Source organism: Pseudoalteromonas peptidolytica (assembly GCF_012641745.1).
In the GTDB taxonomy this organism is placed as follows: domain Bacteria; phylum Pseudomonadota; class Gammaproteobacteria; order Enterobacterales; family Alteromonadaceae; genus Pseudoalteromonas; species Pseudoalteromonas peptidolytica.
Map to the genome: position 1 here is coordinate 1 of NZ_WEHZ01000032.1, position 26,280 is coordinate 26,280.

Consider the following 26,280-nt stretch of genomic DNA (forward strand, 5'->3'; position numbering starts at 1 on the left):
TAAAGTACTTCCATGTAGTATTTCCCCTTCGCGTATCCATGCGCTCACTTCCTCGAACTGGAAGCGTTGCTTCGGTTTCTTGTGACCCAAACTCAGAAGTGAAACAAAACAGCTCGAAGGCGAGCCCCGCGAAGGGTCGGTCCCGGTCAATGATAGTGTGGGCTTCCCATGTGAAAGTAGAACATCCTACTTCGTAGCGAGCCAGGGCCTTATAAAAGGCCGATTAACCGCATTCATCCATGAATCTAATCGAAATTAGTGCATCCATGTACGTCAAACCTGTTGCAGCAATGCGACGGGTTTTTTGCTATGTGGGATTTGAAAAGAAAATCTCACAAGATAATCAACACCTCGAAAAGCAATCAATACATTACAAAACAATCAACACATCGCGAGGTAAACTCGCTCCCACCACGACACCACCATAGTGCAGCACTGGTAGGAGGCGGTTTACCCGCCGAGCTGTTGGGTCTCTCAAACAAAAAGAATAAAACAGTCTACTCTGTAACATCGCGAAGTAAACTCGCTCCCACCACGACACCAGCAAAGTGCAGCACTGGTAGGAGGCGGTTTACCCGCCGAGCTGTTCCTCGAACTGCGAAGCGTTGCTTCGGTTTCTTGTCACCCAAACTCAGAAGTGAAACAAAACAGCCGAAGGCGAGCCCCGCGAAGGGTCGGCCCCGGTCAATGATAGTGTGGGCTTCCCATGTGAAAGTAGAACATCCTACTTCGTAGCGAGCCAGGGACTTATTAGAAAAACCCGTTGCAGCAATGCGACGGGTTTTTTGCTATGTGGGATTTGAAAAGAAAACCTCACAAGATAATCGACACCTCGAAAAGTAATAAACACCTCGCGAGGTAAACTCGCTCCCACCACAACACCAGCAAAGTGCTGCACTGGTAGGAGGCGGTTTACCCGCCGAGCTGTTGGGTCTCTCAAACAAAAAGAATAAAACAGTCTACTCTGTAACATCGCGAAGTAAACTCGCACCCACCACGATATCAACAAGGTGCTGTACTTTGTAGGAGGCGGTTTACCCGCCGAGCTGTTAGGTCTATCAAACAAAAAGAGTAAAACAGTCTACTCTGTAACATCGTGAGTAAAGTTCACTCCCACCACAACATCAACAAAGTGCTGCATTGGTAGGAGGCGGTTTACCCGCCGAGCTGTTAGGTTTGCCAAACAAAAAGAATAAAACAGTCTACTCTGTAACATCGTGAGTAAAGTTCACTCCCACCACAACATCAACAAAGTGCTGCATTGGTAGGAGGCGGTTTACCCGCCGAGCTGTTGGGTTTGCCAAATAAAAAGAATAAAACAGTCTGCTATGTAACATTGCGAGGTAAACTCGCTCCCACCACAATATCAACAAAGTATTGCACTGGTAGGAGGCGGTTTACCCGCCGAGCTGTTGGGCTTGCCAAACAAAAAGAATAAAACAGTCTACTCTGTAACATCGCGAGGTAAACTCGCTCTCACCACAATATCGACAAAGTGTTGTATTGTTAGGAGGAGGTTTACCCGCGAATATTACTCTGAGTACTAGAGCGTACAATTGGCTACACTAGGAGAAAACAACCGTTTTATCTCCATTAATGAAGAGCTTGTGTTCACAAGCTAATTGCAAGGCATTGCAGAACACCGTTTTTTCTATATCCCTACCAATTTTAGCCATTTCTTCTGCGCTATGTGCATGACTTACTTGTGTAACATTCTGTGCAATGATAGGTCCTTCATCTAGCTCATCATTGACGAAGTGTGCAGTTGCACCAATGATTTTCACACCACGTTTAAACGCTTGATGGTATGGTTTTGCGCCAATAAAAGCTGGCAGTGTCGAGTGATGGATGTTGATAATTCTACCATCAAAGCGAGAGACAAACTCAGGAGTAAGAATGCGCATATATTTAGCTAGACCAACTATATCAGGGTTATATTGCTCTATGAGATCTGCCATGGCTGCGTCGTGTTCTGCTCTGCTTAAGCCTTCATGAGAAACTAAATGGAAGGGAATACCAAAACTACTTACCAGCGGTTTTAAAGTATCGTAGTTTGCTATCACAGCTTGTACTTCGATATTAAATGCCTGTTCATACTGTTTTAGTAAAACTCCTCCTAGGCAATGAGCTTCTTTTGTAGCTAATAGGACTACTTTAGTGCGCTCTTGAGCATGGAGGTTCAGCTTTGCCCCTTTTGGTAGAGTTTGTTGAAGCTGTGTTAAAAAGTCACGACTTGGGCTACCGCTGAGTTCTGTTCGCATAAAGAACCTTTGGCCTTCTTTATCGACAAATTCATTATTGCGCGTAATATTAAAACCATGTTCATGGCATAGGCTAGTTATTTTAGCGATCAGCCCTATATCATCCTTACACTCAGTGGTTAGTATATAACTCATTTCCTCATTCCTATTTGTGTAAACGAGCCTTCAGAATACTTGGAATAACGTTTGAGATAAATCTTTTGCAATAAAAAATACCGCTATTGCTATCGTATTCAATCTTGGCTCATTCACTAACGACCGTGATTGAGCAGTGCTTTTAACTTTGCAGGTTTTACAGGCTTTGACAGATAGTGAATATGGTTACTCTTTGCTATCACTTTTACTTCCTCATCTCTGACGGCTGTGATTAAAATAGCTGGTATTGTTGTTTTCCATATTGTGCGTAGGTTTTTAATCAAAGAGATACCATCATGATGATCGTTGAGCTGGTAATCCATTAAGATAATATCTGGTGCTGCATTAGACTTCGCATATGCGAGGGCTTCTTCAGCTTTGGAAAAGAGCAGGTAGTGACAAGACCATTTATCTAAAAGGCTGGACATCGCCTCTAGATTTTTTGGGTCGTCATCTACAGCAATTATATTGAGCTGTGTTTTACTCATCGGTTTTTGATTAATGTCTTCTTTTGTTTGTAACAGCTCGGCATTGCCATAAGGAATATCAATACTGAATCGACTACCGTGATTTACCATTGAGTTTACGGAAATGGTAATTGATAACAGATCACATAAACGTTTCACTACACCGAGGCCAAGCCCCACACCTTTGTTATCACCTGATTGGATACGATAAAAATCATTAAAAATTTTATTTTGTTCATGCTCAGATATACCCGGGCCTGTGTCCCAGACCTCGAGTCTGAGACTATGCTTTCGGCAGCGACATGCAATTAGCACTTTACCGCTTTCTGTATACTTCACAGCGTTAGACACTAAATTTTGAATAATACGGCGTAAATACGTTGTATCGCTGTGCACTACACTATGAGAGCTTCTGACTTTCAGCACCAAACCTTTTTCTTTAGAAATGATGGCATACTCATTAGCCAGTGGCAGTAAAATATCATCAATATTAAAGTGTCTTGGAGTGGGTTTCATGGCCCCTTGCTCTAATTTTGCGATATCTAGTAAAGCGCTCATGAGATGGACAGTGGAGTCTAGACTATCTGTCAGCTTTTCGAAGTTACTTTGATCTTTGTTGTTGAGGTTATAGGTATCTATTGCAGCTAAATATAAGCGAGCAGCATTGAGAGGCTGTAAAATATCATGACTTGCCAGTGCCAAAAATCGGGTTTTACTCTCGTTAGCTTGCTCTGCTTCTTTCTTAGCTGCCATCAATGCTTGTTCGGTTTTTTGCCTACTTGCGATTTCAGCTTTAAGATCTAGGTTGATGGCGCGGATTTCCTGAGTGCGAGCTTCAATCCGGTTCTCCAGATCCATATTGATTTCTTCAAGTGCATTTTGTGTTGCTATATGAGTAGTAATATCTGAAAAGCTGGTTACAAAGCCACCCTCAGGGAGAGGGTTGCCTGTCATCTCAAATACCTCGCCATTACGACGATGACGAATAAAGTGATGAGGCGTACCATTTTTAAGGTGCTGAACTCGCTTATCTACATGTTTGTCAATTTCGCCGGGGCCGCACTCTCCACGCTCTGCATTAAAGCGGATCACTTGCTCAATGGGTTGTCCCACTTCTAAAAATCCATCTGGATAGGCAAACATTTCGTTATAGCGTTTATTCCATGCGACTAATTTTAGATCTTTATCGACGACAGAAATACCATGACTTAAATTTTCTAGCGAGGTGAAAAGTAAGTTTTGGTTAAACTGAAGCGCTTGCGTCGTTTCATCAAAAAAGTTGACGACTTCTTCGAAAGCCATTTGTCTACCAGATGATACCGTTCTGATCAGTGCTTGTGCGGATGAGGCTCCCAATACACCAGTAAGTGCCCGTTCACAAAATGAGATAAACTCAGGGTTAGGATAGGCATCATTATCTTCGAGAATGTTATTTTGTGCATAATGCCCTAACAACTGTTGGCTGCGTTGTACCCCTAAAAATGTTTGTAGTAATACTTTGAAATCATACACAGTGGCACGAACTTGCTTATTTACTCTTTTCGCAAGTCTTGTTTGATCTTTTGGGTTTACAAAAGCAGCAGCTTGGATGCGGTCGACAAGGCGCTCTTGTGCACCAATAGAAAAACTGATGTAGCAGCTGATATTGGCTAAAAGCGCAAGGAGTGTACCTCTGGTAATAATTGTTTGGCGCGTCTCATAGTCGAGAATGTTGCCAGCTTCGAGGATGGGGAACATCAAAAATAACATCCAGCAAATGAAACCCGCTATCAGTCCTGCATATACTCCGTACGCATGGCCTTTGCGCCAGTAGAGTCCACCAATAATAGCTGGCAGTAATTGAGTAACTAATGAAAAGGCAACTAACCCCATATTCGCTAGGGCTTCCCCATGACCAAACCATTGTTGATACATATAAGACAGCAGCAAAATTGCAGCAATAACAAATCGACGTACCAAAAGTATTTGTGTTTTGAAGCTGCTATTTAAAATATTCTTTTTGAATTTGCGCTTAAACAGTAAAGGCAGTATTACGTCATTTGATAGCATCGTACTGAGAGTAAGCGTTGCGACGACAATCATTGCTGTCGCAGCAGATAAGCCACCGATGAACACAAAGGTCGCTAAAACTGGGTGATTCAACATAATGGGCAGTGCTAGCACAAAGCTATCGGGTGCTGCACCTGCACCTATTTGAGGGTGTATAGCTGCTGTTGCAATAGGGATTATCATAGCGGCAATTAACAATAGGTACAGAGGAAAAGCCCAGCGTGCTGTCTTTAGGTGTGAAGTATTATGGTTATCCACAACGACAACGTGAAACTGTCTTGGCAAGCATACGATGGCTGCTGCGGCCATCAAGGTTTGACCAACGAAATTAAAATTGAAAAAGTCAAATGACTGCCAATGCTTACTTAAGTTTGCAGTTAAGCTAGGGGCTTGAGTAAGTGACTGCCATGCCAGAACTGCGACCATACCAAGTGCGAGCAGTTTGACTATAGATTCGAATGCGACAGCTAACATTAGGCCTGAACGGTATTCTGTGACATCAACTTTTCGAGTGCCGAAAAAAATAGCAAATATAGCCATAATTAGCGTAACAGCCAATGCCAATACCGTACCTGATACCTGCCCGTCTCTTTGCAACAGTAAAAAGCTACTACTCAATGCCTTTAGCTGTAAAGCAATGTACGGTATCGTTGCAAGTAACGCTATCATGGTAACCATCACCGCTGTTGTTTGGCGTTTGCCATATCTAGCGGAGATAAAGTCCGCAATGGTGGTGATGTTTTGTTTTTTACTGACTAGGATCAGTTTACGTAGAAAGCCATGACCAAAGATGAACAATAAAATAGGGCCAAGCAAGATAGGAAAGTAGTGCCAACTGCTTGTTGCTGCAGTGCCAACTGAGCCATAATAAGTCCACGAAGTACAGTAGATCCCAAGCGAAAATGCGTAAACAAACGGATGATGACTAAATTTTAGCGCTCGAGGTGTGGTCTTGTCTCCCCAATTGGCGAGCCAAAAAAGTACGCCGATGTAAATGGCTGCAACCAAGAGTAAAATAACGGTCATAGTATTGGGTTCGATTCTTATTATTTATATCATCATACTTTATCAAACAAATACCGCTCATAGTCTAGTTTACATTGGATTTTTATCATATATGAATAAATTTATATTAAACAATATGTTATGTGCTAGCTCAGAGTAGGCTTTAGATCTTTATTCAGCAAATTAGACTAATGTCTTACTACAGGATTAAAACAGAGAAAACATCAAAATTAGCCACTTCTTAAATTCATATCTAATTGTTTATAAAGACTTTTTATTAATAATAACACCCTTTGTTTTGCAGTTTACGTAAACGTAATCTTGGTGTTACGACTAAGGTCTCAATTTCAACTTATCAAGCCATTGCTACTCTCATTAAGGTCTATTAACACTGCTTGCTCTATGTTGGAGCGGGTGATAGGAGATTTAAAATGGCTTTTAAAAGTGAAGAACAAGCGAAAGCATACTGGTCAGAAAATCTCGCCTTGATGTTTAAGCTACTCACTATCTGGTTTGTCGTTTCATTTGGATTTGGCATCCTGTTAGTTGATGTGCTCAACGAAGTTCGTTTTTTTGGATTTAAACTCGGATTTTGGTTTTCTCAACAAGGCGCAATTTATACTTTTGTTGCGTTAATCTTTGTCTATGTTTCTAAAATGAATACGCTTGACAAAAAATATGGCGTGGACGAGTGAGGAGCTAATCGATGGATGTTCAAATTTTAACTTTTATTATCGTCGGCCTCAGTTTTGCGCTCTACATCGGTATCGCTATCTGGGCAAGAGCTGGTTCAACGAATGAATTTTATGTAGCAGGCGGAGGTGTACCTCCCGTTGCCAACGGCATGGCAACTGCAGCAGACTGGATGAGTGCTGCGTCCTTTATTTCAATGGCGGGGATTATTTCCTTCGCGGGCTACGATGGCGGTGTCTATCTTATGGGGTGGACTGGTGGTTATGTACTTTTAGCACTGTGTTTAGCGCCATACTTACGTAAATTTGGTAAGTTCACAGTACCGGATTTTATCGGTGACCGTTACTATTCTCAGGTTGCACGTGTGGTTGCGATACTTTGCGCTATTTTCATCTGTTTTACCTACATTGCTGGTCAAATGCGTGGTGTTGGTGTGGTGTTCTCTCGCTTCTTAGAAGTCGATATTGAAACAGGTGTTTACATCGGTATGGTGATTGTATTCTTCTATGCTGTACTTGGCGGTATGAAGGGGATCACGTATACACAGGTCGCTCAGTATTGTGTACTCGTATTCGCTTATTTGGTTCCTGCTATTTTCATCTCACTGATGATGACAGGCCATTTGCTACCACAAACCGGTTTCGGCGCAACGCTGGCTGATGGCTCGGGCACCTATTTACTCGACAAGTTAGATGGACTCAGTACCGAGCTTGGATTTGCGCAGTATACAGAGGGCTCCAAAAGCATGATTGATGTGTTTGCGATCACAGCTGCATTGATGGTAGGTACTGCTGGTTTGCCGCATGTAATCGTTCGCTTTTTTACCGTTCCCAGAGTAAAAGATACTCGTATTTCAGCCGCTTGGACTTTAGTATTTATCGCTATCGTATATACAACAGCGCCAGCTGTCGCGTCGTTCGCTCGTGTGAACATGATCGACACGATTAACGGTAAAGATGGTAGTGGTACGGTTTATGAAGAAGCACCACAGTGGGTGAAAAACTGGGAAAGAACTGGCTTAATCATATTCAATGATAAAAACGGTGATGGAAAAATGCAGTACTCTGCGGGCAAGATTGATGATCCAGCAAGTGCAAACGAGGTGAAGATTGACCGCGATATCATGGTGTTAGCAAATCCAGAAATTGCGAATCTACCTGCATGGGTGATTGCACTGGTCGCCGCAGGTGGCATTGCAGCAGCGCTCTCAACAACTGCAGGTCTGTTGCTGGTTATTTCAACATCGGTGTCACATGATTTGTTGAAACGTACCATTAAACCAGATATCAACGACAAACAAGAATTGCTGGCTGCGCGTTTAGCTGCGATGGTGGCGATAGGGATATCAGCGTACTTTGGTATTAATCCACCGGGGTTTGTTGCCTCAGTGGTCGCATTTGCCTTCGGTTTAGCAGCGGCGAGTTTCTTCCCAGCGATTATCATGGGTATATTCTCTAAGCGCATGAACAAAGAAGGTGCTATTGCTGGCATGGTAACGGGTATAGGTTTCACCGCGGCCTATATCATCTACTTTAAGTTTGTTAGTCCTGAGCTTAATGCGCCTGCTAATTGGCTATTTGGTATCTCTCCTGAAGGGATAGGCATCATTGGTATGTTGGTTAACTTTATTGTGGCCGCAGTAGTAATGAAAGTAACTGCTGAAACGCCTGAAGAAGTTAAATTAATGGTGGAAGGGATCCGTAATCCGAAAGGGTCAAGTGCAGCTCACGCGCACTAAGCAAAGCTAGCTTAGCTGCCCAGCCCAAGTGCTGGGCAGCTTTGTTTTTGGTAAAGCGAAGTGATTTGGTTGAAAAGGATGATGAGATATGACAGCCGAAATTCAAGATATTTTTCAGTTTGTACTCAAGCAAGCACCTTTCTCTGAGCTACCAGAGTCAGCAGCAAGTTATTTTTCCAAACATATTCAAGTCGTATACCTTAGCAAATCAAATCAACAAGATTGGTTGCAAGACAGCCAGCCTAACCTTTACCTGATCCGTTCAGGTATTATTGATCTTATCTCGGCAAAAGATGAAGTCATTGGGCGCATGAGTGAAGGAGATTATTTTGGTTATCCGTCTTTGTTGACTGGTGATGCAATTCAAAACCATATTGAAGTGCAGAAGGATGGGTTGGTTTACATCTTAAAAGAGCATGATTTTGATTTTTTGCGTCGAGAATATAAGCCTTTCGAGCAGTATTTTGTTAGAGCTCACGCAAATCGCCTATTGGCATCACGTTATAAGCAACAAAGTGAAACTTGGTCTGAACGCAAGATCTCAGAGTTAATGACCAAAGAGGCTGTGACGATAACACCCGATGCAAGTATCCGTGATGCGGCAAGGTTAATAAGTGAGCATCGAGTTTCCTCGATCATGATCACTGAACATGATCGTCTAGTGGGGGTTGTTACTGATAGAGATCTGCGAAACCGTGTCTTAGCGCAGGACCGAGATCCCTGTGCATCACTTGCAGAGATCATGACAAAAAAACCAAAACATATTTTTGAAAACAACCGAGTCTTTTCAGCGCTACATTTGATGTTAAAACACAACATCCATCATTTACCTGTATTAAATGAAGCATATAAGCCGTTAGGCATGCTAACGAGTACAGATCTATTAAGACAACAAAAAAGTGATCCAGTACAGTTGATCGGGCGGATCTACAAAGCGCAGAATCTTTTAAGCATCAAGAACTATGCTCAAGAGATCCCGGATCTATTACGACAATTCTCATATCATATTGAAGACATTTCATTGATAGGGAAGTTATTGAGTGGTCTTACTGATGCTCTGACTTCAAGGCTTATTTATTTATATCAACAACAACACGGTGCGGCACCATGCCGCTTTGCTTGGATCTGTTTTGGTTCTCAAGCAAGAGAGGAGCAGACTCTTCATTCGGATCAAGATAACGGCTTGTTGCTACCGGATAATATTGATGAATCAGCACGCGAGTATTTTGCAAAGCTTGGTGCTTTTGTCTGTGAGCAGCTTAATGAATGTGGGATCCGCTCTTGTCCGGGGAATATCATGGCCAGTAACTCGGAGTGTCGTGGTACGGTTGCTCAGTGGAGCGAGCGATTTAGTCGCTGGATCTTATCACCGACACCCAAAGCAATGCTTAATTGCAAAATTTACTTTGATATGCGCTTCATTGATGGAGCGAGCGACCTATATGCCGCACTAAGTCAATCTTTGGCTAACATTAGCAAAAATGAGCTTTTTTATGCGGCAATGGCAACAGACATTAATGCGAACTCAGTACCTATTGGTATTTTTCAGCAATTTAAGTTGGAAAAAGATAAGGGTAAACATAAATACCTTGATTTGAAAAAGCGGGGAGTAGCAATTATTAATGATGTTGTACGCCTCTATGCTTTAAAAGCTGGGGTGGCTAGAGCCAATACTTTAGAGCGGCTTGAGGCACTGAATAAAGGTGCGCTATTAGCCAAATCAGATATTAATAATTTGAAGGATTGCTGGCGTTTTTTAACTCAACTGAGACTGAAAACTCAAATCAACCGCGAGGGGTTGCCTGGAAATTGTATTAACCCTGAAAGCTTGTCTTCGCTTGAAAAGCATCAGCTCAAAGAAGCATTCTATCTAGTAAAACAAGCTCAACAGGCCAGTGCGTTTAAATTTGCAAGAGGAAGCTTATAAGCGATGGAGTGGCTTTCTCGTTCTCTCGCCAAATGGCGTTACAAGCATTTATTATTTTCACAAGCTGAGTTGGTGGTGCTGGATCTGGAGCTTACTGGGTTGGATCCAAAACAGCATGAAATTGTATCAGCGGGTTGGCTACCCATTAAAAATATGCGGATCGAAGTGAAAGACGCTCAGCATTACCTTAATAAAGAAGTGCAATCACTTGAGCAAAGCCCTGTATATCATGGTATAGATAGCGCACAGCTGGCGTCTGGGTATTCGTTAAAAACACTGTTGCTCGCACTACAACAAGCGATTCATGGCAACGTTTTAGTTGGTCACAATGTGCAAATGGATTGGGCTTTTTTGAAAACCGCTTTTCAGCAGTTTAATTTGAATGTCAAACCGGCTTTGATGCTAGATACAATGCAAATTGATAAACGCCGGGTGTTAAAGCAGGGGTATCCGTTAGCGCAAGACGCATTAACACTCAATGCTTGTCGAATGCGCTATGGGCTACCACTACATCAACTTCACGATGCCTTGGGAGATGCACTTGCCACAGCGGAGCTACTACTCGCACAATCTCAAGCGATATGCCTCGGTGGCAAATGCAAAATAGCGGATTTAACTTGAATAGGTAAATTCGCTGGTTCCTAAAATAATGCTTTATGAACGCCTTGGGTTCTTTTTGAGAAGGAAAAAATTGATTAAGCCTCTTACACATTTATCCTAGGTCGATTACAATAGCGCCATCAAAACGAAGGGTAGCTTTCGTACTTGCGACTTAATGGATTTTCAATTTAATGACAATCAAGCTTGCAATAAACGGCTTTGGGAGAATAGGGCGTAATATCGTCAGGGCGCTCTACGAATCCGGTCGTGATCAACAAATAAAAATTGTAGCCATCAATGAACTCGCGGATCCGCAAGGGATCGCACATCTACTTAAATATGATACGTCACACGGGCGTTTTGGTTTTCCCGTTTCCTTGACAGAGTCTTTCTTAGAAGTAGCAGGCGATAAGATCCAGCTATTCTCCGAACCAGATCCTAGCCACCTACCGTGGCGTGCACTCGATGTTGATGTAGTATTAGATTGCACTGGTGTGTATCACTCTCGCCAACATGCACTAGCGCATATTCAAGCTGGTGCAAAAAAAGTGCTCTTTTCACATCCGGCGGATGCAGATGTTGACGCGACCGTTATCTTTGGGATTAATGAAGACGTACTGACCCCTCAACATACGATAGTGTCAAACGGTTCTTGCACAACAAACTGTATTGTCCCTGTGATAAAAGTGTTAGACGATAACTTTGGGATTGAGTCAGGTGCGATCACCACCATTCATGCTTCGATGCACGACCAGCAAGTGATTGATGCTTATCATAGTGATTTACGCCGCACACGCGCGGCAAGTCAATCCATCATTCCTGTTGATACCAAACTAGCTCGTGGTATTGAGCGAATTTTACCGCAATTTCAAGGCCGCTTTGAAGCAATCGCTGTACGTGTACCTACCATCAATGTGACCGCAATGGACTTAAGTGTAACCCTTAACCAAGATGCGACTATTGATGCCGTAAACTCAGTCTTGCAGGACGCTGCCAGTGGCCGGTTAGAGGGGATATTAAGCTATACCGAAGAGCCACTTGTATCAGTCGACTTTAATCATGATGCACATTCTTGCATTATCGATGGCACCCAGACCCGTGTAAGCCATAAACGCTTGGTTAAATTATTAGTATGGTGTGATAACGAGTGGGGCTTTGCTAACCGCATGTTAGACACGGCTGGCGAGATGATGAGAAGCTAATAATTTTAGAAATACGCTGTTATAATCAAAGCTGCTGCATAAAATTAAAACAAAAATTCAAATTTAGGTGATTAGAGTAACTTCAGTCGCCTTGTAGACAATAAAAGTATCGTTCTTAAAGGAGATGTCCAATGTCAGTCATTAAGATGGCGGATTTAGATTTAAACGGCAAGCGTGTATTGATCCGCGAAGACCTAAATGTGCCAATTAAAGATGGCAAAGTTGCGTCAGATGCACGTATTCGTGCAGCATTACCAACTATCAAACTAGCACTTGAAAAAGGTGCCAAAGTAATGGTTATGTCTCATCTTGGTCGTCCAACTGAGGGTGAGTTCGATGCGCAATACTCTATGCAGCCTGTAGTGGACTATCTTAATGATGCTCTGTCTCAAGAAGTCCGTTTGGTGACGGACTATCTTGACGGGGTTGACGTCAGCGACAATGAAGTAATCGTATTTGAAAACGTACGCTTTAACGTGGGTGAAAAGAAAGATGATGAAACCCTTGCAAAGAGGTTAGCTGCCCTTTGTGATGTTTATGTAATGGATGCCTTTGGTACTGCACATCGTGCTCAAGCGTCGACACATGGTGTAGGCCTCTATGCTGAAGTGGCTTGTGCAGGTCCATTGCTTGCCGCCGAGCTTGAAGCGCTTGGTAAAGCGCTAGATAATCCAGCTCGTCCTTTGGTTGCTATTGTTGGTGGCTCAAAGGTATCAACAAAACTCACCGTACTAGATTCGCTATCTAAAGTTGTTGACCAACTCGTTACCGGTGGCGGTATTGCCAATACTTTTATTGCAGCAGCAGGTAACCCCGTTGGTAAGTCATTGTACGAAGCTGATTTGATACCAGAAGCGAATAAACTTGTCGCCGCTGCGAGAGCAAATGATGGTGATATTCCAGTTCCGACTGATGTGGTTGTAGGTAATGAGTTTTCAGAATCTGCGGTTGCAACTATTAAGGATGCGAGCGAAGTTTCAGACGAAGACATGATCTTCGATATAGGTCCTGACACCGCAACGCAGCTCGCTGAAATCATTGCAAGCGCTGGCACTGTTGTATGGAATGGTCCTGTGGGCGTGTTCGAATTTGATCAATTTGGCAATGGCACTGAAGCAATTGCCAATGCAATTGCTAAATCGTCAGCATTTTCAATTGCTGGTGGCGGTGATACGTTGGCCGCGATTGACAAATATGGTGTTGAGCAAGATATCTCTTATATCTCAACAGGTGGTGGTGCTTTCCTTGAATTTCTTGAAGGTAAAACCCTACCAGCAGTTGCTATGCTTGAACAGCGAGCTAAAGACTAAAGTTGATTGAGGCAGCTTCGCGCTGCCTCTTTTACTACCTAGCAATCATCACTCTCTCACTTATTTGATGATTGCTTGGCGACGCTCAATGGCGTCAGGTTAACCTCGATGAGGGTTAATCACACCAGCACGGCTGGTGTATATATATTATCCGTTCAAACCGATAGCGGTGGCTATCAACAATTGGAGAAAAGCAATATGGCTTTAATCAGTATGCGTCAACTTCTCGATCATGCAGCTGAGCATGGTTATGGCGTTCCTGCATTTAACGTGAATAACCAAGAGCAAATGCGTGCGATCATGGAAGCTGCGGACAAGACTAACAGTCCGGTTATCGTACAAGGTTCTGCTGGCGCGCGTAAATATGCTGGTGCACCGTTTATCCGCCACATGATTTTAGCAGCGGTTGAAGAATGGCCTCATATTCCAGTTGTAATGCACCAAGATCACGGTACTTCGCCTGCGGTATGTCAACGCTCAATTCAACTTGGTTTTTCATCAGTGATGATGGATGGTTCATTGCTAGAAGATGGTAAAACACCGTCGAGCTATGAGTACAATGTCGATGTAACACGCCGTACAGTTGAAATGGCTCATGCTTGTGGTGTGTCAGTAGAGGGAGAGCTAGGTGTACTAGGCTCACTTGAAACTGGTGAAGCAGGTGAAGAGGATGGCATCGGTGCAGAAGGTAAATTAACAGAAGATCAGCTACTTACTGATCCAGAAGAAGCGGCAGACTTTGTCAAGAAAACCAATGTAGATGCGCTTGCTATCGCATGTGGTACATCACATGGTGCTTATAAATTTACTCGTCCACCAACGGGTGATATTTTAGCGATTAACCGCATCAAAGAAATCCACGCACGTATTCCTGATACACACCTAGTAATGCACGGCTCTTCATCTGTGCCACAAGACTGGTTGGCTGTTATTAATGAGTTTGGCGGTGAAATTCCTGAGACTTACGGTGTGCCGGTAGAGCAGATTGTAGAAGGGATTAAGTATGGTGTTCGCAAGGTCAACATAGACACAGATCTGCGTCTTGCATCAACCGGTGCAATCCGTCGCCACTTAGCACAAAACCCTAGCAATTTTGATCCACGCAAATTCTTAGCCGAGGCGACCAAAGCGATGACTGAGATCTGTGTTGCTCGTTATGAAGCGTTCGGTACGGCAGGTCAAGCAGCGAAGATTAAGCCAATTTCACTTGATGATATGCACCTGAAATATTTAACAGGTGAATTAGCTCCAAAAGTAAAGTGATCACAGTACAAGCATAGCTCCGCTTAGACTAGAGCTTCGCTGTCAAAGTAATCCAAAAGCCCCTAGAGTTAGGGGCTTTTTTGGATCAAAAAATCGATCTTGTACACTTTTTATAATAGGTAACTTAATTCAGTCTGTTTACTTTTTGTGATATTAAGTGAGGAAGTTTTTTGTAGATCGATCGGGTTAAGTTGGGATCAGATCTTTACTAACTAACCAGTCTCTAGCATAACACACTGGGTGTTTTAGCCGATATGATCGACGCTTGGGGTAGTGTAGATGTAACTAGTAGTACTAGAATTGCGGTGTCAATTCGCCTTATGTACAGCTCTTCATGATCAGTGTTAGGGGAAAGCTATCTTTAAAAGGTATTGTATGGTTGTGACATTAAATTTATATTAGCAATAAAAACAATATCTTACTTTTTTCTCCCGCAGCTTTAAAACCAACTTACTTCGCGCTTAATGTTCACTTCAGCCGGGATCATTTTTATACCAAGTAAGTCGTCTAACGTGCTGAGATCAATCAATGATGAGATCCTGGATCATTTTTATACTAAGTGAATGTGCGTAAAAGTCAGTTTTAGTTAGTATGAGCGCGATCCCGGCAGTGATCACTTAGTAAAAAAATGATCTTGAGCGTAAAATTCGAAGCAGTTAATAAAATAACGATCCTACATTTTGCTTTCTTGATCTGTGGCTAAAAGAGTCTAACTTTAAAAATATGAGATCAGGACGTGATGAGTTGACTCTCGCCGCTTGCTTTCTAAACCTTGTTGTACTGCGCCCAACTAATCCCCAAGGTGATCAATTATGAAAACGAAATACCTCTATGCAATCTTGCTTTGTGGCAGCTTCGTCAGTATGTATGGCTATGCTAATGACGTCGTGTCTGTATATGGCCGAGCACATGTTGGCATACAAAATACTGACAAAGATGGAGATAGTGACACATCGATTGAAAGTTATAACTCAAGAATGGGGCTCAAAGGATCGACACAGATCAACGAAGGTATTGATGTTTTTTATAAATACGAATTTCAAGTTGAGATCGCAGATCAAGATAAAGATGGTAAGTCTGGAGATAACCTGACGGCAAGATCTCAGTATTTGGGGATCCGAGGTAAATATGGCCAGTTGTTAATCGGCCGCGATGACACGGCAATGAAGAAGTCCCAAGGCAAAGTTGATTTAATGAATGACTTTTCTGGTGATATTAATTCTTTTTTTGTTGGAGAAAACCGACTGGGCGACACCGTGCAGTATTCAACACCAGCAATAAACCATTTGAAGTTTACTGTGAGTTACATTGCTGAAGAGAACAGCAAGCAAAAAGATGAGGATGGACTGTCTTTAGCTGCAAGTTATGGTGATAGTAAGCTCAAGAAAACAAGCATATATATTGCTGTTGCTCATGACAATCAGGTCGCTGGACAAGACATAAATCGTGTTACGGTACAGGGGAAACTGGGGAGCTTTAAAGTAGGGGGAATATACCAACAAAGTGAAGCGATAGACAGTAATGATGAAGTTGATAGCTACATGATAAGTGCCTCGTATAAAGTGAGTGCTTACACTATACTAGCTCAGTATCAAGACTCTGACGGTGCTAATGGTAAGCTCAAGGATTCAGGAAATGCGACGTCTTTTGGAATCGAAAGAAGCTTGAGTAAACAAGCACGTATGTATCTTTGGTACTCTAAGTTTTCGCTTGATAATAATGAAGATCACGACGCAATGGCAGTAACATTACGTTATGACTTTTAATACTTAGCGAGATATTGTATCGACAGTACTTTTTATGTGTATTTGGTTGACGTTTATTCTATTTTAAATGGCATATGATTAGCGAAAACAAAATGAATGTACATATTTTAAAAACATAATTATTCTTCAAAAATAAATTTATTATCTTATTTAATAACATGTACTTATGACTTTGAAAATATTCTTTTTTGCGCTGAAAAAAGAGATTTTTTTGGCTTGTTTTCAGTTTACACGTTACACTTTCATAAAACTGTCATAGTTAGTCATAATAATGACATCAACAACGTCGGTAACGAGAGAACATTGGGAATGTCACGTAAAGTACTTGTAGTTGATGATGAAGCACCGATCAGAGAGATGTTGGTGTTTGTATTAGAACAAAATGGTTTTCAAGCAATTGAAGCTGAAGACTATGATTCAGCGGTGGCTGCTATGGTTGAGCCATACCCCGATATGGTACTGCTTGACTGGATGCTTCCTGGGGGCAGTGGCATTCAAATCGCTAAAAAATTCAAGCAAAGTGAATACACTCGTCAGATACCAATCATCATGCTTACAGCGCGAGGTGAGGAAGAAGACAAAGTGAAAGGATTGGAAGTTGGTGCGGACGATTACGTGACAAAACCTTTCTCTCCAAAAGAGCTTATGGCTCGAATCAAAGCGGTGATGCGACGGGTGTCTCCCACTTCTCTTGAAGAAGCAATAGAAGTTCATGGCTTGCGCCTTGATCCGATATCCCACCGTGTTACTTCTGCTGGTACTGAGCTTGATATGGGACCGACAGAGTTTCGATTATTACACTTTTTCATGACACACCCCGAGCGTGTTTACAGCCGAGAGCAATTGCTTGATCATGTATGGGGAACGAATGTCTATGTTGAAGATCGCACTGTTGATGTACATATTCGACGGCTGCGAAAAGCGATTGCACCTCTAGGCCATGATCGTTTGGTGCAAACCGTGCGTGGTGCAGGTTACCGTTTTTCGAGTAAACTGTAATTGGTACTCCAAAAGAAGCTATATTGTATGGCTTCTAAATGGATTTCTTTATGTATCGAGTAATTGATAAGCAGGCGTTAACTAGACGCCTGTTTTTGTATTTCTTACCTTTAGCGCTTATTGGTTATTTACTCAGTGCGCCTTTTCTATTTCTTTTCATTGGTGCCTTCGTTTTATTGGTTTGGCATTACAAGCAGCTTTATCGTTTAAGTGATTGGCTGATCAACCAGCGCAGCTTCAATCCGCCTGAGGGCAAAGGAGCGTGGGAGCAAGTTTTTGAAGGGATATATCAGCTACAACAGCGAAATCGTAAAAAACGCAATGAATTAGCTGAGCTGATCCGTCGCTTTCGAGAAGGCGCTGAAGCTATCCCTGATGCGGTTGTCGTATTACAACAAGATTTGAGCATCGTGTGGTGTAATCAGCTCGCGTTGAAAGTGCTCGGATTACAATGGCCGACAGATCATGGTCAGAGGCTAGATAACCTTATCCGAGATCCCAAGTTTGTAAAGTATATGAATGAGCATCGTTTTGATGAAGCGTTAGAGCTCGACACTGGACTTGCACATGAGCAAGTATTGGAGATCCGAGTTATGCCTTATGCTGAACAGCTGATGCTGGTGGCACGGGATGTGAGTCGGCTAAAGCAGCTTGAGCAGATGCGCAAAGACTTCGTCGCTAACGTTTCTCATGAACTACGAACGCCTTTAACTGTGATGGCTGGCTATTTAGAAATGATGGACAGCGATAATATGCCTCCGCCAGCAATGTGGGCTAAAGCTCATGGCACCATGATAGACCAATGTAAACGAATGGATAGTCTCGTCAATCAGCTACTTTCTCTATCTCGCATCGAGGGAGCTAGGAAGCAAGATAATGATAAAGCTGTCAATATTCCAGCTATGTTAGAGTTGATCCACACCGAGGCTAAGTCTCTCAACCAAGACAAAGGACATACACTAACGTTTGATATTGATCAGACATTAGATATCAAAGGGGCGGCGGATGAATTGCGTAGCGCATTCTCAAATTTAGTGTTTAATGCTATCCACTATACCAAGCCTAATGGTCGGATCCATGTGCGGTGGTACCTTGAAGATGAAAAACCAACATTTTGTGTAATAGACAATGGTGACGGTATTGCACCGGAACATATCAATCGCCTCACTGAGCGCTTTTATCGTGTCGATAAGGCACGCAGTAGAAAAACTGGTGGCTCAGGACTCGGTTTGGCTATTACCAAACATGTGCTTTCTCGACATGATTCAGCGCTTCGCATCGAGAGTAAAGTCGGTGAAGGTTCTCGATTTTGGTTTTCTTTTTCAAAGCAAAAACGCATTTTTATGACAAATGATGAAAGTCATAAAAGTGTAATTTAAAGGTAATTTTATTGTCATTTTATCGCTGCACAATGAGCAGCGTAAAATAACTGGGACCAACAATTGGAGTGACCCCAATGAAATTTAAAAGCTTAGTTGCCGCAATGGGTGTGGCCGTTACTACATTAGTTTCTACTCAAGTATCTGCATTAGATGAAAAGTTACCTGAGTATAATAAAACCAGCGGTATCTCAGGAAACTTCTCATCAGTTGGTTCTGATACGCTTGCAAATATGATGACGTTTTGGGCAGAAGAGTATAAAAGAATATACCCTAACGTTAACATCCAAATTCAAGCGGCAGGATCATCTACTGCGCCTCCAGCATTGACAGAAGCAACGGCAAACTTCGGTCCAATGAGTCGTAAGATGAAGTCAAAAGAGATTGAGGCTTTTGAAAAGCGCTATGGTTATAAACCGACAGAAGTTCGTGTGGCAATTGATGCACTTGCCGTATTTGTACACAAAGATAACCCAATCGAAGGTCTAACGATTGAGCAAGTAGATTCTATTTTCTCATCAACCCGTAAGTGTGGTGCTCAAGCGCAAGCAAATCGTTGGAGTGATATCGGCTTGACTGGAGATTGGGCTGCCAAAGACATCCAGCTATATGGTCGTAACTCAGTGTCTGGAACATATGGATACTTCAAGAAAAAAGCATTATGTAAGGGGGATTTTCGCAATAATGTAAATGAGCAACCAGGCTCTGCTTCTGTGGTACAGTCTATCTCTTCTTCAGTGAACGCGATTGGTTACTCTGGTATTGGTTATAAAACTTCGGGTGTACGTACTGTACCTTTGTCTAAAAAGGGTACGAATTATGTTGACGCAACACTTGAAAATGTAGCTCAAGGAAAATATCCACTGTCGCGTTTCTTATATCTATATGTTAACAAGCATCCAAACAAAGAATTATCACCGATTGAGGCCGAATTCTTAAAAATGGTACTTTCGAAAGAAGGCCAAAAAATCGTAGAGAAAGACGGCTATGTGCCAATGTCTAGTGAAATGGCTACGCGTGAGCTGAAAAAGCTAGGACTATTATAATCCCAACCAAATAGCCAAGTACTTGTTGTTATTAATGCCGCTTTCATGCGGCATTTTTTGTTGCTACAACTCAATGTCCCCTTATTAAATAATTTGTCTAAATATTCATCTTAACGCAGCAAAAAAGCTGGAAATATTCTATATTTAGTTAAAATTTATAATAAATCAGTCGATAATGAACTCGTCTTACTTCAAAAGGTGTATATATGAGTCTAGGTACTGCTTTTGCTGATCTAAGTATCACCAAAAAGATCCATGCAATAACGCTCGTTGCGGTTATCGCTTTTGTGGTTATCGTGTTTGTTAACTATAACGCTATAAGTTCTAATCAGAGGGCACTTAATGAGCTGGAACAGCAAACATATAAAATCCTGAACCTAACAACGGAGAATGCCAATAAATTACAAAATTTAGATGAGTTGTTCACGCAGGCGGTCACTTTTGGCGATGCTGAATTATTAGATAAAGCAAAAGAGCATCGGCAACAGATCCAAGATAATCTGCAGAAAATAAATGAAATCCAAAGTGGGTTTATACCATCAGATAACAGAGATGAACTTACTCAGTATGCAAAAATTGCGCAGCGAATTGCATCAGGCATGATTGACGGAACCGCTGATTTTACCCGCATTCAAGAAGACGCTAAAAACAAAACTGCAATTTATGAAGCACTGGTAAAAGATTTTACGACCGCCAAAGAAAATGCGAATGACCGCTTTGTTGAGTTGTTACAAAATACAGAAGCTCGCTCCTCAAATGCCCTAACTATCATGTTAATTGTGGCTGTTATCTCGTTAATCGTGCTGATTTTACTCGCTGTTATCATCGCGCGGGGCATAGGTAACTCAGCTAAAGATGCAGCCCAAAATCTTAAGTTACTCGCTCAAGGTCAAGGGTCATTATCTACTACTTTGAATGTTCGATCTCACGATGAGATTGGCCAAGTATCAATAAACTTTAATGATTTTGTAGGCCTACTTAAAGGGGCAGTTGTTGAAGTGATGAATGTAGTTGAGCCGTTAATGCAGGACTCAAGTCGCTTGGTTAAAGGCATGGAAAAAGCGGAAGGTGCTACCAATCAACAAACGCATGATGCTGAAGTGGTGCGTCAATCAATGGAAGAGATGCGCTTAAGCGTTGGTGATATTTCCAACTCGGCATCACAGGCATCTGATGCTGCTCAGCTTGCTGAGCAGGAAGTTGAGCAGAGTAAGCGTCAAATACAAGTATCAGTAAATGAATCTCAAGCTCTGAGTGAAGAGATCAATCATGCAGCAGAAACCATTAATAAGCTCGCTGATGATACTCAAAATGTGACACAAATACTGAATGTTATTACGTCAATTGCTGAGCAGACTAACTTGCTTGCTCTCAATGCTGCAATAGAGGCGGCACGCGCCGGTGAGCAAGGGAGAGGCTTTGCGGTTGTTGCTGACGAAGTAAGAGAGCTGGCTTCTCGAACTGCTAAGTCAACGAATGAGATCAGGGAACTACTCAATGTCTTAACAGAAGCTGCCAATCAAGCGGTTAAGGCGATGACAAGTGCCAGTAGTATGGCCATTAATAATGCAGAAGCAGCCGCGCAAACAGGACAGTCAATTGAGCAAATTGCCGAACAAATTTTATCTATAAATAGTATGAATGGTCAGATTGCAGCAGCAACAGAGGAGCAAACTTCGGTTGCTGCGATGGTTGTGAATAATGTAACTTCTATGCACCAATCTTTCCAAGACACGATGCAAGCGCTAAATGAAGTGCAGGATGTTGCTGAGAACCTGCATGTGTTGTCGGATAACTTAAAAGATGCAACCTCTAAATTTAGAGTATAGAGGTAATGTAACTACCACAAAATAAAAAACAGCCACTTAAGTGGCTGTTTTTTATTTAACCTGAGCTCAGGGTAAGAAGTTAGTTAATCAACTAAAATACCCAAGCTCATAGGCATAATATCATTCTGGCCAGTTTTAGCGCTAACTGAGTTAAATTCACTTCCAATAGTCCGCTATTGGTGCGTAATACCAATTGCCTTGTCTGCAGGATGTAGATACCTTAGCGAGAGCAGGACGCGGAAGCGGTATTTCCCTAAAACTCTTTGGCTAGATAAGTAAAAAACTAAGCTGTGATTTAGCAACAATGAGTTGGAACATGTCTTATCCAAATCTCAGGTTAAATCGCTTAACCCACATTAGTACTTCCCAACTACTTTGACCGCGTCCGTCACTTTGCTTGCGTCAATATAGCCTATCGCATCAGCATTTTTTGAGACAAATTCAATGATTGCTTGGTCGTTAGCTAGTTTTTTTGGTGGTGTCCCTTTACCTGTAAATACGAGCTTAGACCAATGCGCATTTAGCTGAGAACTTGATTTACCGATTACTTTGTCGTTGAACTCATCAAATGTCGCATTGCCATCTTGATTGACTGGGTTTGCACTGCTGCCATCAGCAAATGACTTGCTTTTGCCAAGATACAGCTTTTTTATCACAGCCTCGTCTACGCTTGTATTGTTGGCTGTATTAACAATAACGGCGATATCAGCAAGTGCTATTTGACTGCTCAGCAGCAGACCTAAAGTTATAATTTTCTTAATCATGTGCGACCTCTATTAGAATACTAAATCGATACCGAAGCTTAACAATTCAACTTTTTGATCCGTTAGCTGGTTGTCAAATTGATTTAATTCAACTTTGAATGCCGCTGATGGATGAAAGTCGTATCGCGCTCCAACACTCCAGGTTTCAGACTCAGCTCGGGCATCCGAAAGCGCGCCATTTACAAGCGTTTGTAAGTAAGGTGCATTTGGATTAGTTGGATCTGTAGTAACAGGAATTGTGACACCATTAGGTGCTGTGATCGTAAGTGGAACAGAATTAAACTCGTCGTTTGCATTCTTATCTTTGTTGTGTTCGTAAGTCAAATGTACAGTCCATTCATCCATTCGATAACCGACAGAAGCGTAATACTGTTGCTGCTTTGCTAGTATGCTATCGTCTACTTCGAATTGTGTGAATTCAGCATCAAATAACACATCATTGTAATCAATAGAAATACCAAATGCGGCAAAATAGGCATCGTCTTTCTCGACGGCTAAATCTTCAGCTTGCTGCGTGAGACCATAGCCAGCCAGCCCCGCCAATAACCCTGAAAGCTCTGGACTGTTTGCTGCACTGATACTCGCTTCTGTAGCAAAATATGCCATGCGCATACTGAACCAATCACGACTAAGCGTCCAGTTGGCACCTACAGTGTTGTTCAACTCAGCTTCGTCAGAATAAGTAATCGCGATAATATCATCATCGACGCTACCCAATGCAAATTGTACTGTGCTATCCCACTGGCCTAAAGTGGCATTGTGAATGTAACTAAGCCCGTTATATGTACTAAAGCTGAGGTTGTAGACAGACTGAGGTGGCTTTATCCAGCGGTAAGCATAACCTACATCCAGAAAATCAGAATATCGATAAAACGGAATTCGCATTTTACCAGCGCTGATCTGTGCGGAATCCGAAATAGTATAGGTTAAATATGCCCATTCGAACTCTGCATCAAAATCATTTGCTCCTCGGCCGACGATTTGTGCCGTAGCACTAAGGTTATCTTGCAAATCAGCCGCTAGCTGTAATGCAAATAAGCTACGATTTTCCATATCAAAATCGTTATCGTAACCAAAAAGTGTATCATCACTATCCAGCGTTTGGCCGCCAATTATAGAGGCAAAACCATTAATTCTGATTTCAGCAGCGCTATTGAAACTTATTGTGCCTAGTGCTATCGCTAAAGCAATTGCTGATTTTTTCATATTGATTCCCATTTTCTTTGCAAAGAGTCATATTAAGAATGTGTACCTATAAAGGGTGATTCGCCGATTTAGTTCACATTACTTTGTCTTAGAGGTTAGTGTAAAAACTTGAAATAACAAGTTACTAACAATACATAACTGTGATAATCAAGCGCATAATTTCAATTACTAGGGTAATACCAATTTGACTTAATACTTGCTCAATTTGAAGGCGTAAATCTGACGCTAACCGCGTTAAAAATTTCTTATTTAGAACAACTAAATAGCAAAATTTTTGCCTGGTTATCGACAAGATTTTCTGGCTTCAAAATAGACCACTTAATTAAGATAATCGGTATAAGATACACTCACCTCATCTGACCACTCAAATTGTATCGTAAATTATTCCAAGGTTACGAATAAAAAATAGCAGAAATAATGATAAAGCTTGGGGAAATAATAACTAGGAAGTACAAAGAGTAAGCTAGCGCTTACTCTTTGTGATTTTTTCGGCTTGTATTTTACAAGCATTATGCTGCTCAATGCACTTATCAGTACACAACTGTAATGACATTGTTTCTGGTGTATTTTGCATTTCACAGCTGCGTTCACATTGATAGTGCTGTTGAGCACATTGGTTTAATTCAGGTGAGAGTGTACTCGTACAACCAAGCATTGTGGATGCTAAGACTAATAATATGAACACAGTTTTCATCATAAATCCTTAAAGGGAAACTTGTATATTGTCAATCAACCTGACTTTCCCAAGAAATGCAGCGGCAAGAATCACCAGCCTGTCATCTTCGAGTGTAGCAGGTCTTAGGGTATCTTTTTGACAAATATTGAAATAGTCCAACTTTAAGCCTTCATTATGTAGCATATCTATGGCATTTTTTATGATCAGATCAAAGTCTTTTTCGCCTTGCTCTAGTGCTGAAGCTGCCTTTTTCAGTGCTTGAAAAAGTACTTTTGCCGTTTCTTTTTCTGACTCAGAGAGATAGCCATTCCTTGAGCTCATAGCAAGTCCTGATACCTCTCTTTGAGTTGGCACTCCGATGACTTCAACTGGAATAGAGAGATCTTTGACCATTGTTTTGATGACTTGTAATTGCTGAAAGTCTTTCTCACCAAAACAGGCGAAATCTGGCTGGACTAAATTAAATAGCTTAGTGACAACTGTCGCAACGCCACGAAAATGGCCAGGGCGCGCACCACCGCAATGACCTTCAGACACACCGGGGACGTCAACAAAGCTTTGTGCTTCCAGTCCGCTGGGATAAATAGTATCAACGCTTGGGGTAAACAAAATATCGGTTTCTAGTTCTGCAAGTCCCTGTTTATCTTGTTCTAACGTACGAGGGTAGCTATCAAGATCTTCATTCGCACCAAATTGCATTGGATTAACAAAGATGCTAACGACAACTTTATCTGCGAGTGTTTTTGCTTTTTCTACCAAAGAGAAGTGACCTCGATGAAGGTTACCCATTGTAGGTACGAAAGCGATACTTAACCCTTGTTGGCGCCACGCTTTAACTTGGCTTCGAAGAGACTTTATCTCAGTAACTGATTGCATGTTGTACTCTAACTTAAAAATAAATGTACCAATTCAATATTGGGCTGGAATTGGGGGGGAGCGGTGAATAGTGCACACCGCAAGTTATATCATTTTATCTTAATATCCGCCCAGTTTGAGGAAAAAAATTAGGTACCTACTACATTAACCGTTTTTTATTTAGAACAATTAAGTAGCAAAATTTTTGCCTGCATGTATAGATATAGGAGCTTTGGCGATAGTAAGCGCGCTAGCCATGTTATCGACAAGATTTCTTCGCCTCAAAATAGATCGTTTAATTAAGCTGGTTGATATTAATTAAACTCGTGCTCAGCTGCCGGAAATTCACCCGATTGTACATCGGCACAAAACTTCTTAACGGCATCTGGCATGTTACCTGTCTCTAGTAAAAAGTTTTTTGAAAATTTAGGAATATATCCAGCAGAAATACCAACCAAGTCATGCATCACTAGGATTTGGCCATCAGGTTCTTTTCCTGCACCAATACCGATGACCGGGATTGAGACTGCATCAGTGATACGCTTTGCTAGTGCTGAAGGTACACATTCAATCACGATCATTTGAGCACCTGCACGTTCTAGTGCTTTTGCATCATCGACCATCTTTTGTGCTTGTTCTGCTTCACGGCCTTGGATTTTGAAACCACCAAAAACATGAACAGACTGAGGGGTTAGGCCTAAATGACCACATACAGGAATACCTTGCTGTGTGAGCTTTTCAATGCTTTCATATAGCCACTCTCCACCCTCAAGCTTTACCATATTTGCACCTGCACGCATTAACTTCGCTGCATTTTCACAAGTGGACTGTGGATCTGAATAGCTCATAAAAGGCATATCAGCTATCACAAATAGCGCTTTACTTCCTGCTCTTACACAACGGGTGTGGTAGGCGATATCTTCAGTGGTTACTGCTAGTGTGTCTTCACCGCCTTGTAAAACCATACCTAAAGAATCACCCACCAGGATGACATCGACACCGTTGTCGTGAAATAGCTTTGCAAAACTTGCATCATATGCAGTGAGGGCTGTTATTTTTGTTCCTTCACGCTTCATTTTGGCAAGTGTTGATACAGAAATTTTTGCCATA

General features: G+C 41.9%; 18 protein-coding genes. 12 read left to right on the forward strand and 6 right to left on the reverse strand.

The window, feature by feature from the left end; genetic code table 11:
* Positions 1 to 1,565 precede the first annotated feature (1,565 nt).
* Positions 1,566 to 2,396 carry a formyltetrahydrofolate deformylase gene (gene purU, locus F9Y84_RS17610; protein ID WP_125253341.1) on the reverse strand — a complete coding sequence of 277 codons (831 nt, stop codon included), beginning with the start codon at positions 2,394 to 2,396 and terminating at the stop codon, positions 1,566 to 1,568.
* Positions 2,397 to 2,512: 116 nt separating this feature from the next.
* Positions 2,513 to 5,938 carry a PAS domain-containing hybrid sensor histidine kinase/response regulator gene (locus F9Y84_RS17615; protein ID WP_147390511.1) on the reverse strand — a complete coding sequence of 1,142 codons (3,426 nt, stop codon included), beginning with the start codon at positions 5,936 to 5,938 and terminating at the stop codon, positions 2,513 to 2,515.
* A gap of 410 nt (positions 5,939 to 6,348) precedes the next feature.
* Here F9Y84_RS17615 and F9Y84_RS17620 point away from each other — a divergent pair, with 410 nt between their 5' ends.
* The 12 genes from F9Y84_RS17620 to F9Y84_RS17675 all read left to right on the forward strand — a co-directional run bounded on the left by F9Y84_RS17620 (position 6,349) and on the right by F9Y84_RS17675 (position 21,669).
* Complete coding sequence (locus F9Y84_RS17620; RefSeq protein WP_125253339.1) at positions 6,349 to 6,612, forward strand: DUF4212 domain-containing protein; 264 nt, start codon at positions 6,349 to 6,351, stop codon at positions 6,610 to 6,612.
* Positions 6,613 to 6,623: 11 nt separating this feature from the next.
* Positions 6,624 to 8,348 carry a sodium:solute symporter family protein gene (locus F9Y84_RS17625; protein ID WP_147390512.1) on the forward strand — a complete coding sequence of 575 codons (1,725 nt, stop codon included), beginning with the start codon at positions 6,624 to 6,626 and terminating at the stop codon, positions 8,346 to 8,348.
* Between the two features lie 88 nt (positions 8,349 to 8,436).
* Positions 8,437 to 10,275 carry a DUF294 nucleotidyltransferase-like domain-containing protein gene (locus F9Y84_RS17630; RefSeq protein WP_147390513.1) on the forward strand — a complete coding sequence of 613 codons (1,839 nt, stop codon included), beginning with the start codon at positions 8,437 to 8,439 and terminating at the stop codon, positions 10,273 to 10,275.
* Between the two features lie 3 nt (positions 10,276 to 10,278).
* The gene (locus tag F9Y84_RS17635; RefSeq protein ID WP_128729653.1) at positions 10,279 to 10,896 is read left to right on the forward strand and encodes a 3'-5' exonuclease; all 618 of its coding nucleotides are present in this window, start codon (positions 10,279 to 10,281) and stop codon (positions 10,894 to 10,896) included.
* Positions 10,897 to 11,066: 170 nt separating this feature from the next.
* Positions 11,067 to 12,077 (forward strand): erythrose-4-phosphate dehydrogenase, encoded by a 1,011-nt coding sequence (gene epd, locus F9Y84_RS17640; protein ID WP_147390514.1) that lies wholly within the window; start codon positions 11,067 to 11,069, stop codon positions 12,075 to 12,077.
* Positions 12,078 to 12,208: 131 nt separating this feature from the next.
* Positions 12,209 to 13,387: a phosphoglycerate kinase gene (locus tag F9Y84_RS17645; RefSeq protein WP_147390515.1), complete on the forward strand. Its 1,179-nt coding sequence runs from the start codon at positions 12,209 to 12,211 to the stop codon at positions 13,385 to 13,387.
* Positions 13,388 to 13,585: 198 nt separating this feature from the next.
* Positions 13,586 to 14,650: a class II fructose-bisphosphate aldolase gene (gene fba / locus F9Y84_RS17650; protein WP_147390516.1), complete on the forward strand. Its 1,065-nt coding sequence runs from the start codon at positions 13,586 to 13,588 to the stop codon at positions 14,648 to 14,650.
* Between the two features lie 812 nt (positions 14,651 to 15,462).
* Positions 15,463 to 16,416: a porin gene (locus tag F9Y84_RS17655; protein WP_147390517.1), complete on the forward strand. Its 954-nt coding sequence runs from the start codon at positions 15,463 to 15,465 to the stop codon at positions 16,414 to 16,416.
* A gap of 309 nt (positions 16,417 to 16,725) precedes the next feature.
* Positions 16,726 to 17,415 (forward strand): phosphate regulon transcriptional regulator PhoB, encoded by a 690-nt coding sequence (phoB, locus tag F9Y84_RS17660; protein WP_010378755.1) that lies wholly within the window; start codon positions 16,726 to 16,728, stop codon positions 17,413 to 17,415.
* A gap of 50 nt (positions 17,416 to 17,465) precedes the next feature.
* Entirely contained in the window at positions 17,466 to 18,794 is a 1,329-nt protein-coding gene (phoR, locus tag F9Y84_RS17665) for a phosphate regulon sensor histidine kinase PhoR (RefSeq protein WP_125253331.1), read from the forward strand.
* 77 nt (positions 18,795 to 18,871) lie between these two features.
* Positions 18,872 to 19,840 (forward strand): PstS family phosphate ABC transporter substrate-binding protein, encoded by a 969-nt coding sequence (locus F9Y84_RS17670; RefSeq protein ID WP_125253330.1) that lies wholly within the window; start codon positions 18,872 to 18,874, stop codon positions 19,838 to 19,840.
* A 206-nt stretch (positions 19,841 to 20,046) separates the two neighbouring features.
* Complete coding sequence (locus tag F9Y84_RS17675) at positions 20,047 to 21,669, forward strand: methyl-accepting chemotaxis protein (protein WP_128729649.1); 1,623 nt, start codon at positions 20,047 to 20,049, stop codon at positions 21,667 to 21,669.
* Positions 21,670 to 22,025: 356 nt separating this feature from the next.
* Here the strand turns inward: F9Y84_RS17675 and F9Y84_RS17680 are convergent, their stop codons facing one another.
* The 4 genes from F9Y84_RS17680 to panB all read right to left on the reverse strand — a co-directional run bounded on the left by F9Y84_RS17680 (position 22,026) and on the right by panB (position 26,279).
* On the reverse strand, positions 22,026 to 22,433 hold the full coding sequence (locus F9Y84_RS17680; RefSeq protein ID WP_128730529.1) for a type 2 periplasmic-binding domain-containing protein: 408 nt from the start codon (positions 22,431 to 22,433) through the stop codon (positions 22,026 to 22,028).
* 12 nt (positions 22,434 to 22,445) lie between these two features.
* Positions 22,446 to 23,639: a porin gene (locus F9Y84_RS17685; protein ID WP_125253327.1), complete on the reverse strand. Its 1,194-nt coding sequence runs from the start codon at positions 23,637 to 23,639 to the stop codon at positions 22,446 to 22,448.
* Between the two features lie 703 nt (positions 23,640 to 24,342).
* The gene (panC, locus tag F9Y84_RS17690) at positions 24,343 to 25,191 is read right to left on the reverse strand and encodes a pantoate--beta-alanine ligase (protein WP_147390168.1); all 849 of its coding nucleotides are present in this window, start codon (positions 25,189 to 25,191) and stop codon (positions 24,343 to 24,345) included.
* Between the two features lie 293 nt (positions 25,192 to 25,484).
* Entirely contained in the window at positions 25,485 to 26,279 is a 795-nt protein-coding gene (gene panB, locus F9Y84_RS17695; protein ID WP_147390167.1) for a 3-methyl-2-oxobutanoate hydroxymethyltransferase, read from the reverse strand.
* Between the last annotated feature and the right edge of the window lies 1 nt (position 26,280).

What these genes read in the sequence shown, in the direction of transcription:
- F9Y84_RS17680 (WP_128730529.1), bottom strand. Translation starts at nt 22,433, where the DNA reads ATGATTAAGAAAATTATAACTTTAGGTCTGCTGCTGAGCAGTCAAATA.
- phoB (WP_010378755.1), top strand. Translation starts at nt 16,726, where the DNA reads ATGTCACGTAAAGTACTTGTAGTTGATGATGAAGCACCGATCAGAGAG.
- F9Y84_RS17630 (WP_147390513.1), top strand. Translation starts at nt 8,437, where the DNA reads ATGACAGCCGAAATTCAAGATATTTTTCAGTTTGTACTCAAGCAAGCA.
- F9Y84_RS17675 (WP_128729649.1), top strand. Translation starts at nt 20,047, where the DNA reads ATGAGTCTAGGTACTGCTTTTGCTGATCTAAGTATCACCAAAAAGATC.
- fba (WP_147390516.1), top strand. Translation starts at nt 13,586, where the DNA reads ATGGCTTTAATCAGTATGCGTCAACTTCTCGATCATGCAGCTGAGCAT.
- F9Y84_RS17615 (WP_147390511.1), bottom strand. Translation starts at nt 5,938, where the DNA reads ATGACCGTTATTTTACTCTTGGTTGCAGCCATTTACATCGGCGTACTT.
- F9Y84_RS17655 (WP_147390517.1), top strand. Translation starts at nt 15,463, where the DNA reads ATGAAAACGAAATACCTCTATGCAATCTTGCTTTGTGGCAGCTTCGTC.
- phoR (WP_125253331.1), top strand. Translation starts at nt 17,466, where the DNA reads ATGTATCGAGTAATTGATAAGCAGGCGTTAACTAGACGCCTGTTTTTG.
- panB (WP_147390167.1), bottom strand. Translation starts at nt 26,279, where the DNA reads ATGGCAAAAATTTCTGTATCAACACTTGCCAAAATGAAGCGTGAAGGA.
- F9Y84_RS17685 (WP_125253327.1), bottom strand. Translation starts at nt 23,639, where the DNA reads ATGAAAAAATCAGCAATTGCTTTAGCGATAGCACTAGGCACAATAAGT.
- F9Y84_RS17670 (WP_125253330.1), top strand. Translation starts at nt 18,872, where the DNA reads ATGAAATTTAAAAGCTTAGTTGCCGCAATGGGTGTGGCCGTTACTACA.
- panC (WP_147390168.1), bottom strand. Translation starts at nt 25,191, where the DNA reads ATGCAATCAGTTACTGAGATAAAGTCTCTTCGAAGCCAAGTTAAAGCG.
- purU (WP_125253341.1), bottom strand. Translation starts at nt 2,396, where the DNA reads ATGAGTTATATACTAACCACTGAGTGTAAGGATGATATAGGGCTGATC.
- F9Y84_RS17625 (WP_147390512.1), top strand. Translation starts at nt 6,624, where the DNA reads ATGGATGTTCAAATTTTAACTTTTATTATCGTCGGCCTCAGTTTTGCG.
- epd (WP_147390514.1), top strand. Translation starts at nt 11,067, where the DNA reads ATGACAATCAAGCTTGCAATAAACGGCTTTGGGAGAATAGGGCGTAAT.
- F9Y84_RS17635 (WP_128729653.1), top strand. Translation starts at nt 10,279, where the DNA reads ATGGAGTGGCTTTCTCGTTCTCTCGCCAAATGGCGTTACAAGCATTTA.
- F9Y84_RS17645 (WP_147390515.1), top strand. Translation starts at nt 12,209, where the DNA reads ATGTCAGTCATTAAGATGGCGGATTTAGATTTAAACGGCAAGCGTGTA.
- F9Y84_RS17620 (WP_125253339.1), top strand. Translation starts at nt 6,349, where the DNA reads ATGGCTTTTAAAAGTGAAGAACAAGCGAAAGCATACTGGTCAGAAAAT.